The sequence below is a fragment of the Halomonas sp. KAO genome, assembly GCF_015595025.1.
Lineage (GTDB): Bacteria > Pseudomonadota > Gammaproteobacteria > Pseudomonadales > Halomonadaceae > Halomonas.
The window spans coordinates 322,278-339,012 of the sequence record NZ_JADNRL010000019.1 but is presented as its reverse complement, the minus strand read 5'-3'; the positions used below and the strand labels follow the sequence as shown (position 1 = coordinate 339,012).

Annotated in this window: 11 protein-coding genes; 9 read left to right on the top strand and 2 right to left on the bottom strand. The window is 64.8% G+C overall.

The genetic code is table 11. From position 1 onward, the window contains the following. Window positions 1-66: 66 nt before the first annotated feature. From IOC61_RS07795 to IOC61_RS07755, 8 genes are all read left to right on the top strand, one after another. On the top strand, window positions 67-2,508 hold the full coding sequence (locus tag IOC61_RS07795; RefSeq protein ID WP_195688844.1) for a DUF3141 domain-containing protein: 2,442 nt from the start codon (window positions 67-69) through the stop codon (window positions 2,506-2,508). Window positions 2,509-2,747: 239 nt separating this feature from the next. After that, window positions 2,748-5,378 carry a type I DNA topoisomerase gene (topA, locus tag IOC61_RS07790; RefSeq protein ID WP_195688289.1) on the top strand — a complete coding sequence of 877 codons (2,631 nt, stop codon included), beginning with the start codon at window positions 2,748-2,750 and terminating at the stop codon, window positions 5,376-5,378. Next, window positions 5,375-5,836 (top strand): DUF6586 family protein, encoded by a 462-nt coding sequence (locus tag IOC61_RS07785; RefSeq protein WP_195688288.1) that lies wholly within the window; start codon window positions 5,375-5,377, stop codon window positions 5,834-5,836. Before topA ends, IOC61_RS07785 begins: the two co-directional genes overlap by 4 nt. A 5-nt stretch (window positions 5,837-5,841) precedes the next feature. Then, entirely contained in the window at window positions 5,842-6,315 is a 474-nt protein-coding gene (locus IOC61_RS07780) for an NYN domain-containing protein (protein ID WP_195688287.1), read from the top strand. 50 nt (window positions 6,316-6,365) lie between these two features. Continuing rightward, window positions 6,366-6,797 carry a hypothetical protein gene (locus IOC61_RS07775; RefSeq protein WP_195688286.1) on the top strand — a complete coding sequence of 144 codons (432 nt, stop codon included), beginning with the start codon at window positions 6,366-6,368 and terminating at the stop codon, window positions 6,795-6,797. Between the two features lie 385 nt (window positions 6,798-7,182). Further along, on the top strand, window positions 7,183-8,775 hold the full coding sequence (locus IOC61_RS07770) for an ABC-F family ATPase (protein WP_195688285.1): 1,593 nt from the start codon (window positions 7,183-7,185) through the stop codon (window positions 8,773-8,775). Window positions 8,776-9,070: 295 nt separating this feature from the next. Continuing rightward, window positions 9,071-9,685 (top strand): L,D-transpeptidase family protein, encoded by a 615-nt coding sequence (locus tag IOC61_RS07760; RefSeq protein WP_195688283.1) that lies wholly within the window; start codon window positions 9,071-9,073, stop codon window positions 9,683-9,685. Between the two features lie 179 nt (window positions 9,686-9,864). Then, a complete protein-coding gene (locus tag IOC61_RS07755; RefSeq protein WP_132045355.1) occupies window positions 9,865-10,128 on the top strand; it encodes an Lpp/OprI family alanine-zipper lipoprotein in 264 nt (87 codons plus the stop codon). A 174-nt stretch (window positions 10,129-10,302) separates the two neighbouring features. Here the strand turns inward: IOC61_RS07755 and IOC61_RS07750 are convergent, their stop codons facing one another. Both IOC61_RS07750 and mfd read right to left on the bottom strand, forming a co-directional pair. Further along, a complete protein-coding gene (locus IOC61_RS07750) occupies window positions 10,303-11,334 on the bottom strand; it encodes a L,D-transpeptidase family protein (protein ID WP_195688282.1) in 1,032 nt (343 codons plus the stop codon). Window positions 11,335-11,489: 155 nt separating this feature from the next. Further along, window positions 11,490-14,939, bottom strand: a complete 3,450-nt coding sequence (gene mfd / locus IOC61_RS07745; RefSeq protein ID WP_195688281.1) for a transcription-repair coupling factor — start codon at window positions 14,937-14,939, stop codon at window positions 11,490-11,492. A 211-nt stretch (window positions 14,940-15,150) separates the two neighbouring features. Here mfd and IOC61_RS07740 point away from each other — a divergent pair, with 211 nt between their 5' ends. Continuing rightward, window positions 15,151-16,614: a glyceraldehyde-3-phosphate dehydrogenase gene (locus IOC61_RS07740; RefSeq protein WP_195688280.1), complete on the top strand. Its 1,464-nt coding sequence runs from the start codon at window positions 15,151-15,153 to the stop codon at window positions 16,612-16,614. The last annotated feature ends 121 nt before the right edge of the window (window positions 16,615-16,735 follow it).

Below are 16,735 nucleotides of genomic sequence, written 5' to 3'. Positions count from 1 at the left end.
CAACAAGGCCGGATGGCCGACCTAGAATTTCCCACTCCCTGACCGCCAACACCAGGAGGTCACATGATGACCCTTCCGATACTCTCGACGCCGGACGACGCGCTCTCTCTTGTCGATCCGTTTGGCTTCGGGCGTGCCGCCGGACGCTACTGGCTCGATGCGTTCGAGCGCAGCGTGCTGTTCCTGGACGTGATGCGCCAGCGTGGCAACCAGTACCTGGAGCATATCGAGCAGACCAATCTCAGCGTGCTGGGCTTCGATTCCGAGGTGCTGATGGATGGTCGCGACCTGTCGCCCCCGGTCAATTACGAGCTCCTGCGTATCCTGCCCCCTGCCGGGCAGCCCACGGACCTGCAGATGCGCCCCTTCGTGGTGGTGGACCCACGCGCCGGCCATGGACCGGGGATCGGTGGCTTCAAGCCCGATAGCGAGATCGGTGTGGCGCTGCGTGCCGGCCATCCCTGCTATTTTATCGGCTTCTTGCCCTACCCGGTGCCCGGCCAGCAGGTCGAGGATGTGGTGGAGGCGGAGATCGCCTTCCTGCGGCATATCAACGAGCGCCATGCCGAACTCTCCGAGAAGCCCATGGTGGTGGGCAACTGCCAGGCAGGCTGGCAGTTGATGATGGCCGCCTCCCTGGAGCCCGATCTGTTTGGCCCGATTCTGACGGCCGGCGCACCGCTCTCCTACTGGGCGGGCGAGCGCGGGAGGGCGCCCATGCGGTACTCCGGCGGAATGGCCGGTGGCAGCTGGGTGACCTCGCTGCTCAGCGACCTGGGCAATGGCCAGTTCGATGGTGCCTGGCTGGTGCAAAACTTCGAGAACCTCAATCCGGCCAATACCTTCTGGGCGAAGCAGTATCGTCTCTATTCCCAGGTGGATACCGAAGCCGAGCGTTATCTCGAGTTCGAACGCTGGTGGGGTGGTCATGTGGTGCTGGGGGGCGATGAGATCCAGTATATCGTCGACAACCTGTTTATCGGCAATCGGCTCTCCACCGCCCAGCTGGTGACCTCCGATGGCCGGCGTATCGATCTGCGTAACCTGCGCTCGCCGGTGGTGGTGTTCTGCTCCCAGGGTGACGACATCACGCCACCGCCCCAGGCACTGGGCTGGGTGCGCGACCTCTACGAGGAGAGCGACGATATCCTCGCCAATGAGCAGACCATCGTCTACTGCATTCACGACACCACCGGTCACCTCGGCATCTTTGTCTCCGGCAGTGTGTCGCGCAAGGAGCACACCGAGTTCACCGCCAACATGGACTATATCGATGTGTTGCCGCCTGGCCTCTACGAGACCACGGTCACGGAGGCCGAGGAGCGCGACGATAGCGAGCTGATCGAGCGCGACTATCTGCTTGAGTTCACGCCGCGCAGCGTGGAGGAGCTCGACGAGGTGGTGAAGCCGAGCCTGGAGGACGACACCCGCTTCGCGACCGTGGCGCGGGTCTCGGAGATCAACCTGGGTCTCTATCGGCTCTTCGTTCAGCCCTGGGTGCGTGCCATGGCGACTCCCGAATCGGCCCACTGGATGCGTCGCCTGCACCCCAGTCGCCTGGGTTACCGCCTGCTCTCGGATCGCAACCCGCTGATGGCCTCGATCCCCGTCCTGGCCGAGCGCATCCGTGCCGATCGCCACTCCCTGGAAAAGGCCAACCTCTTCCGGGTGCTGGAGACGATCGCCTCAGACCAGATCACCCGTGGCCTCAATGCCTGGCGTGACCTGCGCGACGGCAGCGTGGAGCGGCTGTTCCTGGATATCTATGGGCAGCCGCTGCTACAGGCGCTGGTCGGATTGGGAGGCGATGCCCATGTCCACCGTCGCCGCCCGGGGGCCGAGCCCGAGCATCGTCGCTTTGTCGAGCGTCGCCGTGCCGAGCTTGCCGAGCGTATCGCCGAGGGTGGCAGTCACGAGGCGATTATCCGGGCCCTGATCTATGTGCTGGGAGGAGCGCCCTCCACGGACGAGCGCAACTTCAAGCGCCTGCGGGCCTCTTACGCCGAGCTCGAGCCGCAGCTCTCGCTGGCCGATTTCAAGTGCCTGATGCGAGAGCAGTTCTTTATTCTCAAGCTGGATCGCGAGGCGGCGATCGAGGCATTGCCGAGGCTGCTCGATGGACAGGGCGCCGAGCAGATCGCGGCCCATCTCGAGCATATCGAGCATGTGCTGTCGGCCAGCGGCGAGCTCTCCGACAGCTCTGTCAAACGCCTGGAGCAGGTCCGCGAGCTCTTCGAGCGTGCCATCGATCATGCTCCACGGATAGAAGCGGAGTCCCGCGCCGAGGCCGAAGCCTGGCTGGGCGAGCAGGCTCATGCCCAGCGCCTGGCCTTCAGCGAGCTGGAGGAAGTCATGGAGGCCCAGGCACCGTCGAAGGTCTCGCCCCGGAGCGAGGCCGCCGAGCCTGAAGCCAATCCTGAAGCGGCCAAGCCTGAAGTGGCCAAGCCGGTTGGCAAGCAGGCGCCATCGCGCCGCCGTAAGCCGAAGGGCGGTAAAGGCTCTCGCTGATCGGTGACTTGCCATACACGATACCCCCGCTGCTTCGTGCAACGGGGGTATCGTCGTTTGTGGAGAGGCTTGCCCGAGGCGGGTCCGCGGTCTAGGGTCAGAGGGCCGGCCCGGTGTGCCACTGGCGTGATGCCTGGTGCTGGGGTAGGGTAAGCGCATTTTTCAGACGCCCAGGCAGGGCGGCAGGAATTCGCCAGGCACGGCACCGCGCCCGTGTCACCGACACTGAGTGGAGCACTATGGGCAAGTCACTGGTCATCGTCGAGTCGCCGGCCAAGGCGAAGACGATCAACAAGTATCTCGGCAGCGACTTCATCGTGAAGTCGAGTGTGGGTCATATCCGCGATCTGCCGACCAGCGGCTCGGGCAAGTCATCCTCCGATCCCAAGGAGCGTGCCCGTCAGGCCGCGGCCACTCGCAAGATGTCGCCGGAAGAGAAGGCAGAGCATCGGCGTCGAAAGGCCCAGGCGCAGCTGATTCGCCGCATGGGGATCGATCCCGAGGATGGCTGGAAGGCCAACTACGAGATACTGCCCGGCAAGGAGAAGGTCGTGGCCGAGCTCAAGAAGCTCGCCGAAAAGGCCGATGCCGTCTATCTCGCCACCGACCTCGACCGTGAGGGTGAGGCGATCGCCTGGCACCTGCGCGAGACCATCGGCGGCGACGATGCACGCTACAAGCGCGTGGTGTTCAACGAGATCACCAAGAATGCCATCCATGAGGCGTTCGAGGATCCCGGTAGCCTCAATATCCCGCGGGTCGAGGCCCAGCAGGCGCGGCGCTTCCTCGACCGGGTGGTAGGCTTCATGCTCTCGCCGCTGCTGTGGGCCAAGGTGGCACGCGGACTATCGGCGGGGCGCGTGCAGTCGGTGGCCATGCGCCTGATCGTCGAGCGCGAGCGCGAGATCCGCGCCTTCGTGCCCGAGGAGTTCTGGGACGTTCATGCCGACCTGATGGCCGACAGCGGCGAGTCGGTGCGCTTCGAGCTGGTGCGCCAGAACGGCAAGGCCTTCCGGCCCACCTCCGAGGCCGAGACCCTGGAGCGCATCGCGGCGCTGAGCAAGGCGTCGCTTGCCATCACCGCCCGGGACGACAAGCCGACCCGCTCGAAACCCAACGCTCCCTTTATCACCTCGACCCTGCAGCAGGCCGCCAGCGGCCGCCTGGGCTTCTCGGTGAAGAAGACCATGACCCTGGCCCAGCGCCTCTACGAGGCGGGCTATATCACCTATATGCGTACCGACTCCACCAACCTCTCGAAGGATGCCGTGGAGAGCGTGCGCGACTTTATCGGCAGCGAATTTGGTTCCCGCTACCTGCCGGAGTCTCCGCTTCGCTACTCCAGCAAGGAGGGTGCCCAGGAGGCCCACGAGGCGATCCGGCCCTCCGAGGTAGGCCGGCGTGCCACCGACCTGTCCGGCATGGAGCGTGATGCCGAGCGTCTCTACGAGCTGATCTGGCGCCAGTTCGTGGCCTGCCAGATGACGCCGGCCGAGTATCTCTCCAGCGTCCTGACCGTGGAGGCCGATGGCTATGAGCTGCGTGCCAAGGGCCGGGTGCTGAAGTTCGACGGCTATACCCGGGTAATGAAGCCCATGGGCCGCAAGGAGGAGGACCAGTCACTGCCAGACCTCGCCCAGGGCACCCCCATGACCCTGGAGGGACTCGATCCCCGTCAGCACTTCACCAAGCCACCGGCGCGCTACACCGAGGCGAGCCTGGTCAAGGAGCTCGAGAAGCGTGGCATCGGTCGCCCCTCCACCTACGCGGCGATCATCTCCACCATTCAGGACCGCGGCTACGTCAAGCTGGAGAACCGTCGCTTCTATGCCGAGAAGCTGGGCGACATCGTCACCGAGCGCCTCAAGGAGTCCTTCCCCGATCTGATGGACTACTCCTTCACCGCGCGCATGGAGGATGGCCTCGACGAGGTGGCCGAGGGCGAGCGCAACTGGCAGGCGCTGCTTGATGCCTTCTATGCCGAGTTCAAGAAGGAGCTCGAGGTGGCGGAGAGCGAGGAGGGCATGCGCCCCAACCAGCCGGTGCCTACCGATATCGACTGCCCGACCTGTGGGCGCAAGATGCAGATTCGCACGGCGTCCACCGGGGTCTTCCTGGGCTGCTCCGGCTATAATCTGCCGCCCAAGGAGCGCTGCAAGACCACCATCGACCTGCTGCCGGGGGAAGAGGCGGTGGCCGCCGATGCCGACGAGACCGCCGAGACCGATGCCCTGCGTGCCAAGCATCGCTGTGCGAAGTGCGGTACCGCCATGGACAGCTACCTGATCGACGAGACGCGCAAGCTGCATATCTGCGGCAACAGCCCGGATTGTGACGGCTACGAGATCGAGCAGGGCAAGTTCCGCATCAAGGGCTATGACGGTCCCACCATCGAGTGCGACAAGTGCGGCAGCGAGATGCAGCTCAAGAGCGGGCGCTTCGGCAAGTACTTTGGCTGTACCAACAGCGAGTGCAAGAACACCCGCAAGCTGTTGCGAAGCGGCGAGGTGGCACCGCCCAAGATGGACCCCATCGACATGCCGGAGCTGGCCTGCCAGAAGGTCGATGACCACTATGTGCTGCGTGACGGCGCCAGTGGCCTGTTCCTGGCCGCCAGCAAGTTCCCCAAGAATCGCGAGACTCGCCCGCCGCTGGTCAAGGAGCTCAAGGCTCATGCCGAGGAGCTGCCCGACAAGTACCGCTATCTCCTCGATGCGCCGAGCGAGGATCCGGACGGCCGGCCCGCCCAGATCCGCTTCTCGCGCAAGGCCAAGGAGCAGTTCGTGATGACCGACGAAAACGGCAAGGCCACCGGCTGGAAGGCCACCTATGACGGCAGCAAGTGGCAGGTGGAGGACAAGCGCAAGTGAGCCCAGGCGCCCGTACCAATCAGCTGCTCTACCAGGCCGAACTGCTATTGCAGGTTCCCGCCGGCGATGACGAGCACGCCGAGGCCCGCCGCATGGCGGCAGAGGAGGGCGCCCTGGCGCTCACCGAGCTGGCGCTTCAGGCGCTGCTGCGCGAGGTGACCGAGCATGCACGCCTCCCCAGCCACGACTGGCGTGTGCTGCTCGGCTCCGAGGGGGGCGGCATCGCCGAACTGCAGCGTCTGCGCGAGCTGGCTGCCCGGGAGGGCAGCTGGCTTCACTGGCTGATCGCCAGGCTTGTGGCGTTGCATGGCGACGAGGGTGTCGCCCGCCGTGGCCGTGGCGGCGGTGGCCTGATCGCCGTGGGTGGCCCCGCCGAACTGGGTCAGGCGCTCGACGACTGCCTGCGCCAGGCCAAGGCCGAGATCGCCGCGCTGCGCCAGACCAGCCAGGAGTGGTAGGCCGGGTGGAACGCCTGGCCATCCTCGTCGACGTCCAGAACGTCTACTACACCTCCCGCCAGGCCTTCGGGCGCCATTTCGACTACAACGCCTTCTGGGCCCGCTTCGCCGCCGGTCACGAGATAGTGGTGGCCAACGCCTACGCGGTGGAACGCGGCGACCCTCGTCAGCACCGCTTCCAGGCGATCCTGCGTGCCATCGGCTTCAATGTGAAGCTCAAGCCCTTTATCCAGCGCCGTGATGGCTCGGCCAAGGGGGACTGGGATGTCGGGATCACCCTCGATGCCATGGAGGCGGGGCCGCTGGTCGACCATGTGGTGCTGGTCTCCGGCGATGGCGACTTCGACCTGCTGGTGGGCCGGCTGCGTGAGCGTTACCGAGTGAGGGTCACGGTCGTCGGTGTGGCCTCCCTCAGCGCCGACTCCCTGATTCGCGCGGCCAGTGACTTCGTGCCTATCGAGGGGGGCCTGCTGCTCTAGTTCGCTCGTGATATGCTGTAACTAACAATAAGGCCACTGAGGAGGTTGCCATGAACGACCAGATTCTTTCGCCCAAGATGCTCGGTTACTGGAGCGATGAGGATATTGCTCAGGCCACGGACGAGCCGGGGATCTACTGCATCTATCGTGCAGCCGAAGACCCGGAGACCGGCAATATGGAAGTGCAGGAGCTGCTCTATGTCGGCGAAAGCGGCAGCGCGCGTTATGGCATCCAGCACGGCGAGGCTCGCCCACGCTGGGAGGCGCACCTGCAGCCCGGCGAGGCGCTCTGGTACTCCATCGGCCCCTGTGGAAGGGCCAATCGCGAGCGCCTCATGGCGGCCCTGATCCATGCCCACAAGCCGCGTTATAACAACGATAGCCCCTATCTGGAGCGTTTCCCCTTCGACCGCACCACCGTGCACCTCTACGGCCAGAAGGACAAGCTGCAGGCCATCTTCACCGTCGAGCGACTCGACTGAGCGGGGTCCCGCATGCCCCGGCTCGAGTCTTACGTTGGCAGGCTCCCACGGACCCGAGCCGGGGCAGTCACAAGGGCTAGCGTAGGTGGCAGTATCGCTCAAGACTGTCTGGCGACAGGCCCCTGAGCGCCGGGTCGTCGAGGGGGCGCAGTTATCGGCCGTGAGGGGCGCTGGTGGTAAGCCTAAGTGGAGGTCCTACGCCAGGGATGGCGTCGGTAGCGCCCAGGGAAGGGTCCACAGCGCCTCCACGTAGGCTTGCCACCAGGTAAGCCCCGAGTTCGGCAGTTTATCTGCAATAGCCAAGGCCGAGTCACTCGTTGCACTGTGAGACGCGCCGATAATCGGTACAATCGCGCCCCCACTCTGCTTCGACCGGACGCTTGCCTTGATCTCTACCGCCAATATCACCATGCAATTCGGGGCCAGGCCCCTGTTCGAGAATGTCTCCATCAAGTTCGGCAACGGTCACCGCTACGGCCTGATCGGTGCCAACGGCTGCGGCAAGTCCACCTTCATGAAGATCCTCGGCGGTGACCTGGAGCCCTCCTCGGGCCAGGTGATGGTCGAGGCCGGTGCTCGGCTCGGCAAGCTGCGCCAGGACCAGTTCGCCTTCGAGGAGGAGCGGGTCATCGACACCGTGATCATGGGCAACAGCGAGTTGTGGCAGGTGGCCGCCGAGCGCGAGCGCATCTATTCGCTGCCCGAGATGAGCGAGCAGGATGGCATGGATGTCGCGGATCTCGAGGTACGCTTCGCCGAGCTCGACGGCTACACCGCCGAATCCCGGGCCGGCGAGCTGCTGCTGGGGCTGGGCATCCCCCTGCACCAGCACACAGGCCCCATGAGCGAAATCGCCCCGGGCTGGAAGCTGCGCGTGCTGCTGGCCCAGGCGCTGTTTGCCGACCCCGACGTGCTGCTGCTCGACGAGCCCACCAACCACCTGGACATCAACACCATCCGCTGGCTGGAGGGTATTCTTACGGCGCGCAACAGCACCATGGTGATCATTTCCCACGACCGTCACTTCCTCAACAGCGTCTGCACCCATATGGCAGACCTGGACTACGGCGAGATCAAGCTCTTTCCCGGCAACTACGATGAGTACATGACCGCCGCGACCGCCGCCCGCGAGCGTCAGTACGCCGACAACGCCAAGAAGAAGGCGCAGATCGCCGACCTGCAGGCCTTCGTCAGCCGTTTCTCGGCCAACGCTTCCAAGGCCAAGCAGGCCACATCCCGGGCGCGCCAGATCGAGAAGATCAAGCTCGAGGAGATCAAGCCGTCGAGCCGGGTCAGCCCGTTCATTCGTTTCGTGCCGGCGAAGAAGATCCATCGCAATGCGGTCAATGTCGAGGGTCTCACCCAGGGCTTCGGTAGCGAGGCCTCGCTGTTCGAGGGGTTCGGCATGACCGTCGAGGCCGGCGAGCGCATCGCCATCATCGGGCCCAACGGCATCGGCAAGACCACCCTGCTGCGTACCCTGGCCGGTGAGCTGGCGCCCCAGGCCGGCAGCATCAAGTGGACCGACAGCGCCGACCTCGGGATCTTCGCCCAGGATCATGCCGACGACTTCGCCAACGAAGCGACGCTGTTCGAGTGGATGGCCCAGTGGACCGACGGTGGCGAGCAGGAGGTGCGTGGCGCGCTGGGCAGGATGCTGTTCTCCAGCGACGATATCGGCAAGTCGGTCAGCGTGATCTCGGGCGGCGAGCAGGGCAGAATGCTGTTTGGCAAGCTGGCCCTGACGAGCCCCAATGTGCTGTTGATGGATGAGCCCACCAACCATCTGGACATGGAGTCCATCGAGGCGCTCAACCTGGCCCTGGAAAATTATGCCGGCACCCTGATCTTCGTCAGCCACGATCGTGAGTTTGTCTCATCGTTGGCGACTCGGATCCTCGACATGAGTGATGAAGGGATAACCGACTTCAGTGGTGGATACGACGACTATCTGAGAAGTCAAGGATTATATGCCTGAGCATGGCCGCCGAACAGTTGTCGCACATTGGCTACGGGGCAGGGGAGGTATCCCGCCGACCTGCCGCCGGAATAGTCTCTATCGGTGTTGTCAGCCGACGGCACCGCCTGACAGAGCGCCTGCGGGTGCGCTATAAAGGGTCTAGCCGCACTGTCACGTAACCATCGCAACGTTGTCGCCAGACTGTCGCCAACCCCCGACGGTGCTCGATAACCGTTTCACGTGTTGCCAAACTATTAGTCGTTAACCCACGAGTTGTTAACCCACGCGTTGCTAAACCAAGAGTCGCCAAACGATGTCTTCACTCTCACGTCGACGCTTCAGTCGACTCGTTCTCGCAAGCCCCTTGGCGCTGCTCGGAATCGAGTCGGCCCGGGCCAATCTGATCGAGACACAGCTCTCCCGGGCGCATCTTCCCCGTCATGGCGAGGAGGTCTGGGTACTGGTGGATGACCGTGAAGCGAAGCTGATCGTCTACCGAGGCAATCGTGAGCTGGCCCGCTTCTCGCCGATCTCGCTGGGACGGGGCGGTGCCAGGCCGATGCGCCTGCAGGGCAGTGGTGCGACTCCCAAGGGCGAGTTTCGCGTCAACCGCTTCAATCACGAGAGTGACTGGCACCTGTTTATCGGGTTGGATTATCCGACCCCGGCTCATGCCCGGGTGGCGCTGGATGAAGGTATCTATACCCAGCAGGACTACGACGACTACTTCCGTTACTACCGGCTCAATGGCCATCCACCCCAGGAAACGGCGCTGGGTGGCTACATTGGCCTGCATGGTGTCGGCAAGGGTGACCCCGAGATCCACCGCCAGTTTCACTGGACCCAGGGGTGTGTGGCGGTGACGGATAGCCAGATCGAGCAGCTGTCTGGTTTGATCGACATTGGCACACGCGTCGTGATCCGCTAGGCTGGTACATGCGCAAGGGACGTTGAAAGCGATGGACAAGCGCTGTGACGTGTAATAAAACAGCGCTGACTTCAGTGCCCCTGGCACAAGTCGCTTACGACGCGCCTGCATGTCGCAGGCAAGACACCTGATTTCAGGTTTCTTTCAATGCACTACCAAGGAAGATCAAGGAGAACACCATGACTCTGAAGACCACCCTGAAGCTGACCGCCGCTGCCGCATCTCTGGCTGTCCTGGCTGGCTGTGCTTCCACCAGTGCTCTGGAAGAGGTTCGCATGACCGCTGAGTCTGCCCAGGCCGACGCTGCCGAAGCTCGCAGCATCGCTGTTCAGGCACAGAACACTGCCAACCAAGCCCAGCGTGACGCCCAGGCGGCTCTGCAGATGTCCGAGCAGAACCGCGACGAGATGAACCGCATGTTCAGCCGCTCCATGCAGAAGTAAGACTGCTGGAGTGCTGGCATCGCTCTCGGGCGATGGCGGTTCTGCAAAACAAGAAGACCCCGCCTAGGCGGGGTCTTCTTGTTTCTGGCGTCTTTCCATTGTTAGGGGCTTTCTGCTTCTGCTCATTGTGCTTGCTCGCCCGGCGTCGTGCTGCGACGCCGGGCGTGGCACAGATCAGCGCGCGACGGCGATGGTCTCGTAGAGGTTGCGTGGCCCGGAGGGTGCCGGTGTGGGCGTTTCCTCGGCCGTCTTGAGCAGCGAGACCGCCTGGCCGTCGGAGGACTCCACTAGTTCGCGCAGGCGCTTGTAGTCGACCGGCGGCTGCTCGTCCCCGAAGGTCTCGGCCAGCCTGTCGATGGCGAACATCAGCGGCTCGAAGCCTTCGCGATTCTCCTCCAGCGCGGGGTAGGACTGCGCCAGCAGCTCGCCATCTTCCGTCCAGCCAGTCTTGAAGGGCTGGTCGATGATATTGACCCGGGTGCCGCTGGGCACGCGTTCAAAGAGAGACTCGATATCCTCGGGGAACATGCGAATGCAGCCGCGACTCACGCGCATCCCGACCCCCTCGGGCTTGTTGGTGCCGTGGATCAGGTAGCTGGGGATGCCAAGCAGAATGGCGTGGCGTCCCAACGGGTTGTCGGGCCCGGCCGGCACGATGGAGGGTGCCGGCTCACCGCGCGCGGCGGCCTCACGGCGCATCGAGGCGGGCGGCGACCAGGCGGGGTCCTCGACCTTGATGGTGGTCTTGGTCACGCCCACCGGTGTCGAGAACTCCTCACGGCCAACGCTGATCGGATAGGTCTCCACCACGTCGGGCTTGGAGTAGTAGTAGAGGCGCAGCTCCGAGAGATTGATCACGATGCCCTGGCGCTTGGCATCGGGAAGCACCCGGCGTGCCGGGATGGTGACCTCGGTATCGACATAGGGGGCCCAGATGCTGACATCCGGGTTGGCCATGCGGATCTCTTCATAGCCGACGTTGTGCTCACGTGCGATATCGATCAGGGTGTCACCCTCCTCGACGATCACCGTATAGCTTTCGCCAATGACGCTGCCCTCCTCGGGTAGCGCATAGTGGCCGCGTGGCAGTTCATGCACCTCGTCGTAGGTCGGGGTGGCCGCCTGTGCGCCGGTGGCGAGCAGGGCGCTGAGCCCTATCGCCATGGCATGGCGAACGCCGCGGCTGGTCAGTGTCAGGGTACTCATCAGGGTCGTTGAACTCCCGTGGCTTTGGGGACACCGGTGACTCCTGTAACCGGTGTCGGTGGGCGGTGAGATGGGACGTATGATAACAGTATAGAAGGCAGGGGTGAGGGGGAGAGTTGTAGGGTCGAGGGGGCGAGCCCCTCGCTTCTTACCCCTTACGCCGCCTGCGCCTTGCGGTTCAGCGTCTCGAGCAGTTGCTCCACGGCCTGGAAGCGTGCCTCCTCGTTCTCCATGGAGGCCTCGAAGCGCAGGGTGTCGGCACCATCCAGGCGATAGCGACCCGGCTCACGCTGGATCAGCTCCACCAGGGTCAAGGGATCGACGCTGGTGTGGGCGCCGAAGATGACGCGTCCCCGCTCGGGACCGGCCTCGAGGCGGGTGATGCCCAGGCGCTCGGCGCGCTGGCGCAGCCGGGTCTGGCGCAGCAGGGTCTTCACCGGCCCCGGCAACAGGCCGAAGCGGTCGATCATCTCTACCTGGAGTTCCTTGAGCTGCGCCTCATCGCTGGCGCTGGCGATGCGCTTGTACATCACCAGGCGCTGCTGCACATCGTGCAGGTAGTCGTCGGGGATCAGGGCCGGCAGATTGAGGCCGATCTCGACGCCCTCGTTCAGGGGCGCCTCGATATTGGGGGTCTTGCCGGCGCGAATGGCCGACACGGCGCGGTCGAGCATCTCCATATAGAGGCCATAGCCGATCGCCTCCATCTGCCCACTCTGCTCGTCGCCGAGCAGCTCGCCGGCGCCGCGAATCTCCATGTCGTGGCTGGCCAGCGTAAAGCCGGCACCGAGGTCCTCGGCGGCGCCGATCGCCTCCAGGCGCTTGATGGCATCGCGGGTCATCGCCTTCGGCGGCGGGGTCAGCAGGTAGGCATAGGCCTGGTGGTGACTGCGACCGACCCGGCCGCGCAGCTGGTGGAGCTGGGCCAGGCCGAACTTGTCGGCGCGCTCGATCAGGATGGTATTGGCGCTGGGCACGTCGATGCCGGTCTCGATGATGGTGGAGCAGACCAGCACATTGAAGCGCTTGTGGTAGAAGTCCGACATCACCCGCTCCAGGGCGCGTTCGGGCAGCTGGCCGTGGGCCACCCCGACCCGGGCCTCGGGGACCAGCTCGCGTACCGTCTCGGCGGCGGTCTCGATGGTCTTGACCTCGTTGTGGAGGAAGTAGACCTGCCCGCCGCGCAGGATCTCGCGCAGGATCGCCTCCTTGAGTACCGCCTCCTCGCGGCGCTGAACGAAGGTCTTGACCGACAGGCGGCGCGCCGGGGGGGTGGCGATGATCGAGAGGTCGCGAATGCCGCTCATCGCCATATTGAGGGTGCGCGGGATTGGCGTGGCGGTCATGGTGAGGATGTCCACCTCCGCACGCAGGCTCTTCAGGCGCTCCTTCTGGGCCACCCCGAAGCGGTGCTCCTCGTCGATGATTAGCAGGCCCATCTTCGGCAGCCGCATGGACTTCGAGAGCAGCTTGTGGGTGCCGATCACGATATCCGCCTGACCCTCCTCGATGCGCTTCAGTGTTTCGGTCTGGCCCTTGCCGGCGGTGAAGCGCGAGATCAGCTCGATATTGACCGCGGTATCGGCGAAGCGGTCGCGGAAGTTATCAAAGTGCTGGCGGGCCAGCAGGGTGGTCGGCACCAGCACCACCACCTGGCGGCCGGAGTGCACCGCCAGGAAGGCGGCGCGCATGGCCACCTCGGTCTTGCCGAAGCCCACGTCACCGCAGATCACGCGGTCCATGGGGCGGGGGGCGGTCATGTCACCGATCACGGCCTCGATGGCGGCGCGCTGGTCGGGCGTCTCCTCGAAGGGGAAGGCGGCCGCGAAACGCGAGTATTCGGTATCGGGCGGCGTGCAGGCGAAGCCTTCCCGCGCCTCCCGGCGAGCGTAGATATCCAGTAGCTCGGCGGCGGAGTCGCGAATCTTCTCGGCGGCCTTCTTTCTGGCCTTCTCCCACTGTTCGGACCCCAGTCGATGCAGGGGGGCGAGCTCATCATCGGCGCCGGCGTAGCGCGATATCAGGTGCAGGTTGTCGACCGGCACATAGAGCCGAGCACCATTGGCGTACTCCAGGGTGACGAACTCGGCGGCCTGGCCGCCGGCCTCCAGGGCCTCCAGGCCCCGGTAGCGGCCTACGCCGTGGGCCTGGTGGACGACCGGGACGCCGGGGCGCAGCTCGGAGAGGTGGCGAATGGCCAGTTCGTCGGCATCGGTGGCCTTCTCGCGGCGGCGACTCTGGCGCACCACCTCGCCATAGAGCTCGGCCTCGCTGATCACCGCCAGGCCAGGCTCGGTCAGCCACAGGCCCGCCTCGAGCTCGCCCTCGGTAATGGCGATGGGCGCGTCGCCGGCGAGGAAGTCGGCAAAGCCCTCGACGTGGGGCAGCGCTAGGCGCAGGGGCGCCAGGGACTCCTCCAGGGCTTCCCGGCGGCCGCGCGACTCGGCCACGAACAGCACGCGGGTATCGCCACGCTGCTCCAGGAAGGCGGCCAGGGGGGCCAGTGGTTCCCTGGCCCGGGCATTGATGCCGACACTGGGCGGTGGCTGGGTGGCAGGGGCGAGGGCATGGCGATGCTCGCTCTCTTCGGTCAGCTCGACCCGAGGGTGGCGCTTGATCGCCGCGAACAGCTCGGCCACCGGCACGAAGGCGCGATGGGGCGGCAGCAGCGGGCGGGTCGGGTCGACCCCGAGGTTGTCGTAGCGGCTCTCGATGGAGGCCCAGTGGTGCTGCGCGGCAGCCAGGCACTCCGGCATCAGCGCGACGCGTGTGCCCTCGGCGAGGTGCTCGAAGAGCGTCGCCGTCTCCTCGAAGAACAGCGGTAGATACTGTTCGAGGCCGGGGGAGGGGATGCCCTTGAGGGCGTCCACATAGAGCGGGCACTGCCGCGGGTCGACATCGAAGAGCGTCTCGAAGCCCTCGCGAAAACAGGCGATGGCGCCGCGGGAGAGCGAATACTCGTGAGCCGGCAGCAGCTCGACCCTGGCGACTTTCTCGGCGCTGCGCTGGGTGTCCGGGTCGAAGGTGCGCAGGGTGTCGATCTCGTCATCGAACAGGTCGATGCGCAGGGGCGCCTCCACCCCCATCGGGAAGAGATCGATAAGGGCGCCGCGCAGGGCATACTCGCCGGGTTCATAGACCGTCTCCACGGCGCGGTAGCCGGCCCGGGAGAGGGCATCGCGAAAGCCTTCACGATCCAGGGTCTGGCCCACCTCCAGGGTCATCACTCGCCCGGCGATATACTCGACCGGTGCCAGACGCTGCATCAGGGTGTTGATCGGCACCAGCACGATGCCACGCTCGCCGTCCTGCAGCCGGCGCAGGGTGCGCAGCCGGGAGGAGACGATGTCCTGATGGGGAGAGAAGCTGTCGTAGGGCAGGGTTTCCCAGTCGGGGAAGGGTAGCACCGGCACCTGGCTGAAGAAGCGCAGCTCGCTCTCGAGGCGCAGGGCCTGGGCGGTGTCGGCGGTAATCACCAGCAGGGGCGCATCGCTGGCCAGGTGGGCAAGGGCCAGGGCGGCAGCGCTGCCGTGGGGCATCTGCCAGTAGCGTGTCTCGCGCAGCCCCTGGGGGCGCGGTGGATCGAGCGGAGAGAAAGTCGGCATGGTCTCGTGTTGGGCTGTCGACGGGCGCGGCCCGACGGATCCTGGGTGGCGCTTCGCGGGCGCTCATCATACCAGCCCTCTGGGGGCCTTGTAGTCAAGCGCCTGTTTCTGTAATCCGCCTACAACGGCTGCGACCATCCAGCGATTGCCGCCGGGCCTCGGCCCCGGGATAATGGCCGTGAACCCTTCGATTCCACCAGTGAGGCCTCACGTGAGTCAGCACCCCTCCGATACCGTCTTTCAGCAGTGGCACGACAATCAGGCGCTAGTCGAGCAGATGATCCCGATGATCGGTAGCCTCTACCGTCATAACAACGTGGTTACGACTCTTTACGGGCGGTCGCAGTTCAATCGTAGCGTGATCCGTATTCTGAAGGATCACCGCTTCGTACGGAAGGTGGAGGGCACCGAGCTCTCCGTGCAGGACACCTATCCGCTGGTCAAGGCGATGACCGAGCTCAACCTGGGGCCGGCCCATGTCGATATCGGCAAGCTGGGTGTTGCCTTCAAGAAGCAGGGCGGCGGCGACGCCGTGGCCTTCCTGCGCGAGGAGCTCGCCGAGATCGTCGATGCCCACGACCCCAATGCCGGCAATGGCGAGCCCAAGGATGTGGTTCTCTACGGCTTCGGGCGCATCGGTCGTATCCTCGCCCGGGTGCTGGTGGAGAAGGCCGGTGGCGGCAACCTGCTGCGCCTGCGTGCCATCGTCGTGCGTGGCCGCGGTGATATCGCCAAGGACCTCGAGAAGCGGGCAAGCCTCTTGCGTCGTGACTCCGTTCATGGGCCCTTTGACGGCACCATCAGCGTCGATGCCGAGGCGCGCACCATTACCGCCAACGGCAATGTCATCCAGGTGATCTACGCCGACGCCCCGACCGATGTCGACTACACCGAATACGGCATCGACAACGCCGTGGTGGTCGACAACACCGGTATCTGGCGCGACGAGGCGGGCCTCGGTCAGCACCTGCAGTGCAAGGGCGTTGCCAAGGCGCTGCTCACCGCGCCGGGCAAGGGCGATATCAAGAACGTCGTCTACGGCATCAACGATGGCGACCTGAGCGATGACGACCGCATCATCTCCGCCGCGTCCTGCACCACCAACGCCATCGTTCCGGTGCTTAAGGTGCTCAACGACGAGTTCGGCGTCGAGCATGGTCATGTCGAGACGGTGCACAGCTACACCAACGACCAGAACCTGATCGACAACTACCACAAGGGTGACCGTCGCGGGCGCAGTGCGCCGCTCAACATGGTGCTCACCGAGACCGGTGCCGCCAAGGCGGTGGCCAAGGCGCTGCCGGAGTTCGACGGCAAGCTGACCGGCAACGCCATTCGCGTGCCGACCCCCAATGTCTCCATGGCGATCCTCAACCTGCGCCTGGAGAAGGAGACCGATGCCGCCGCGCTCAATGACTACCTGCGCGGAATGTCGCTGAATTCGCCGTTCCAGAAGCAGATCGACTTCGTCGACTCGTCCGAGGTGGTCTCCACCGACTTCGTCGGCAATCGCCACGCCGGCATCGTCGATGCCAAGGCGACCATCGCCAATGGCAAGAACGCCGTGCTCTACGTCTGGTACGACAACGAGTTCGGCTACAGCTGTCAGGTGATCCGTCTTCTGCAGCATATGTCCAACGTCAGCTTCCTCAAGTTGCCGCGCGCCAAGGCGTAAGTTCGACAGCCACCCGCACAGTCGGGAGTGATGTCCAGGGGCAGGGAGAGAAATCTTCCTGCCCCTTTCTGTCTTGGGGGGCTAGCCGGAAAACGTCGCATGCAGCCGCCTGCGACAATCT

Coding starts and splice junctions, on each gene's coding strand:
- IOC61_RS07795 (WP_195688844.1), top strand. CDS start 67: ATGACCCTTCCGATACTCTCGACGCCGGACGACGCGCTCTCTCTTGTC.
- IOC61_RS07775 (WP_195688286.1), top strand. CDS start 6,366: ATGAACGACCAGATTCTTTCGCCCAAGATGCTCGGTTACTGGAGCGAT.
- IOC61_RS07760 (WP_195688283.1), top strand. CDS start 9,071: ATGTCTTCACTCTCACGTCGACGCTTCAGTCGACTCGTTCTCGCAAGC.
- topA (WP_195688289.1), top strand. CDS start 2,748: ATGGGCAAGTCACTGGTCATCGTCGAGTCGCCGGCCAAGGCGAAGACG.
- mfd (WP_195688281.1), bottom strand. CDS start 14,939: ATGCCGACTTTCTCTCCGCTCGATCCACCGCGCCCCCAGGGGCTGCGC.
- IOC61_RS07750 (WP_195688282.1), bottom strand. CDS start 11,334: ATGAGTACCCTGACACTGACCAGCCGCGGCGTTCGCCATGCCATGGCG.
- IOC61_RS07755 (WP_132045355.1), top strand. CDS start 9,865: ATGACTCTGAAGACCACCCTGAAGCTGACCGCCGCTGCCGCATCTCTG.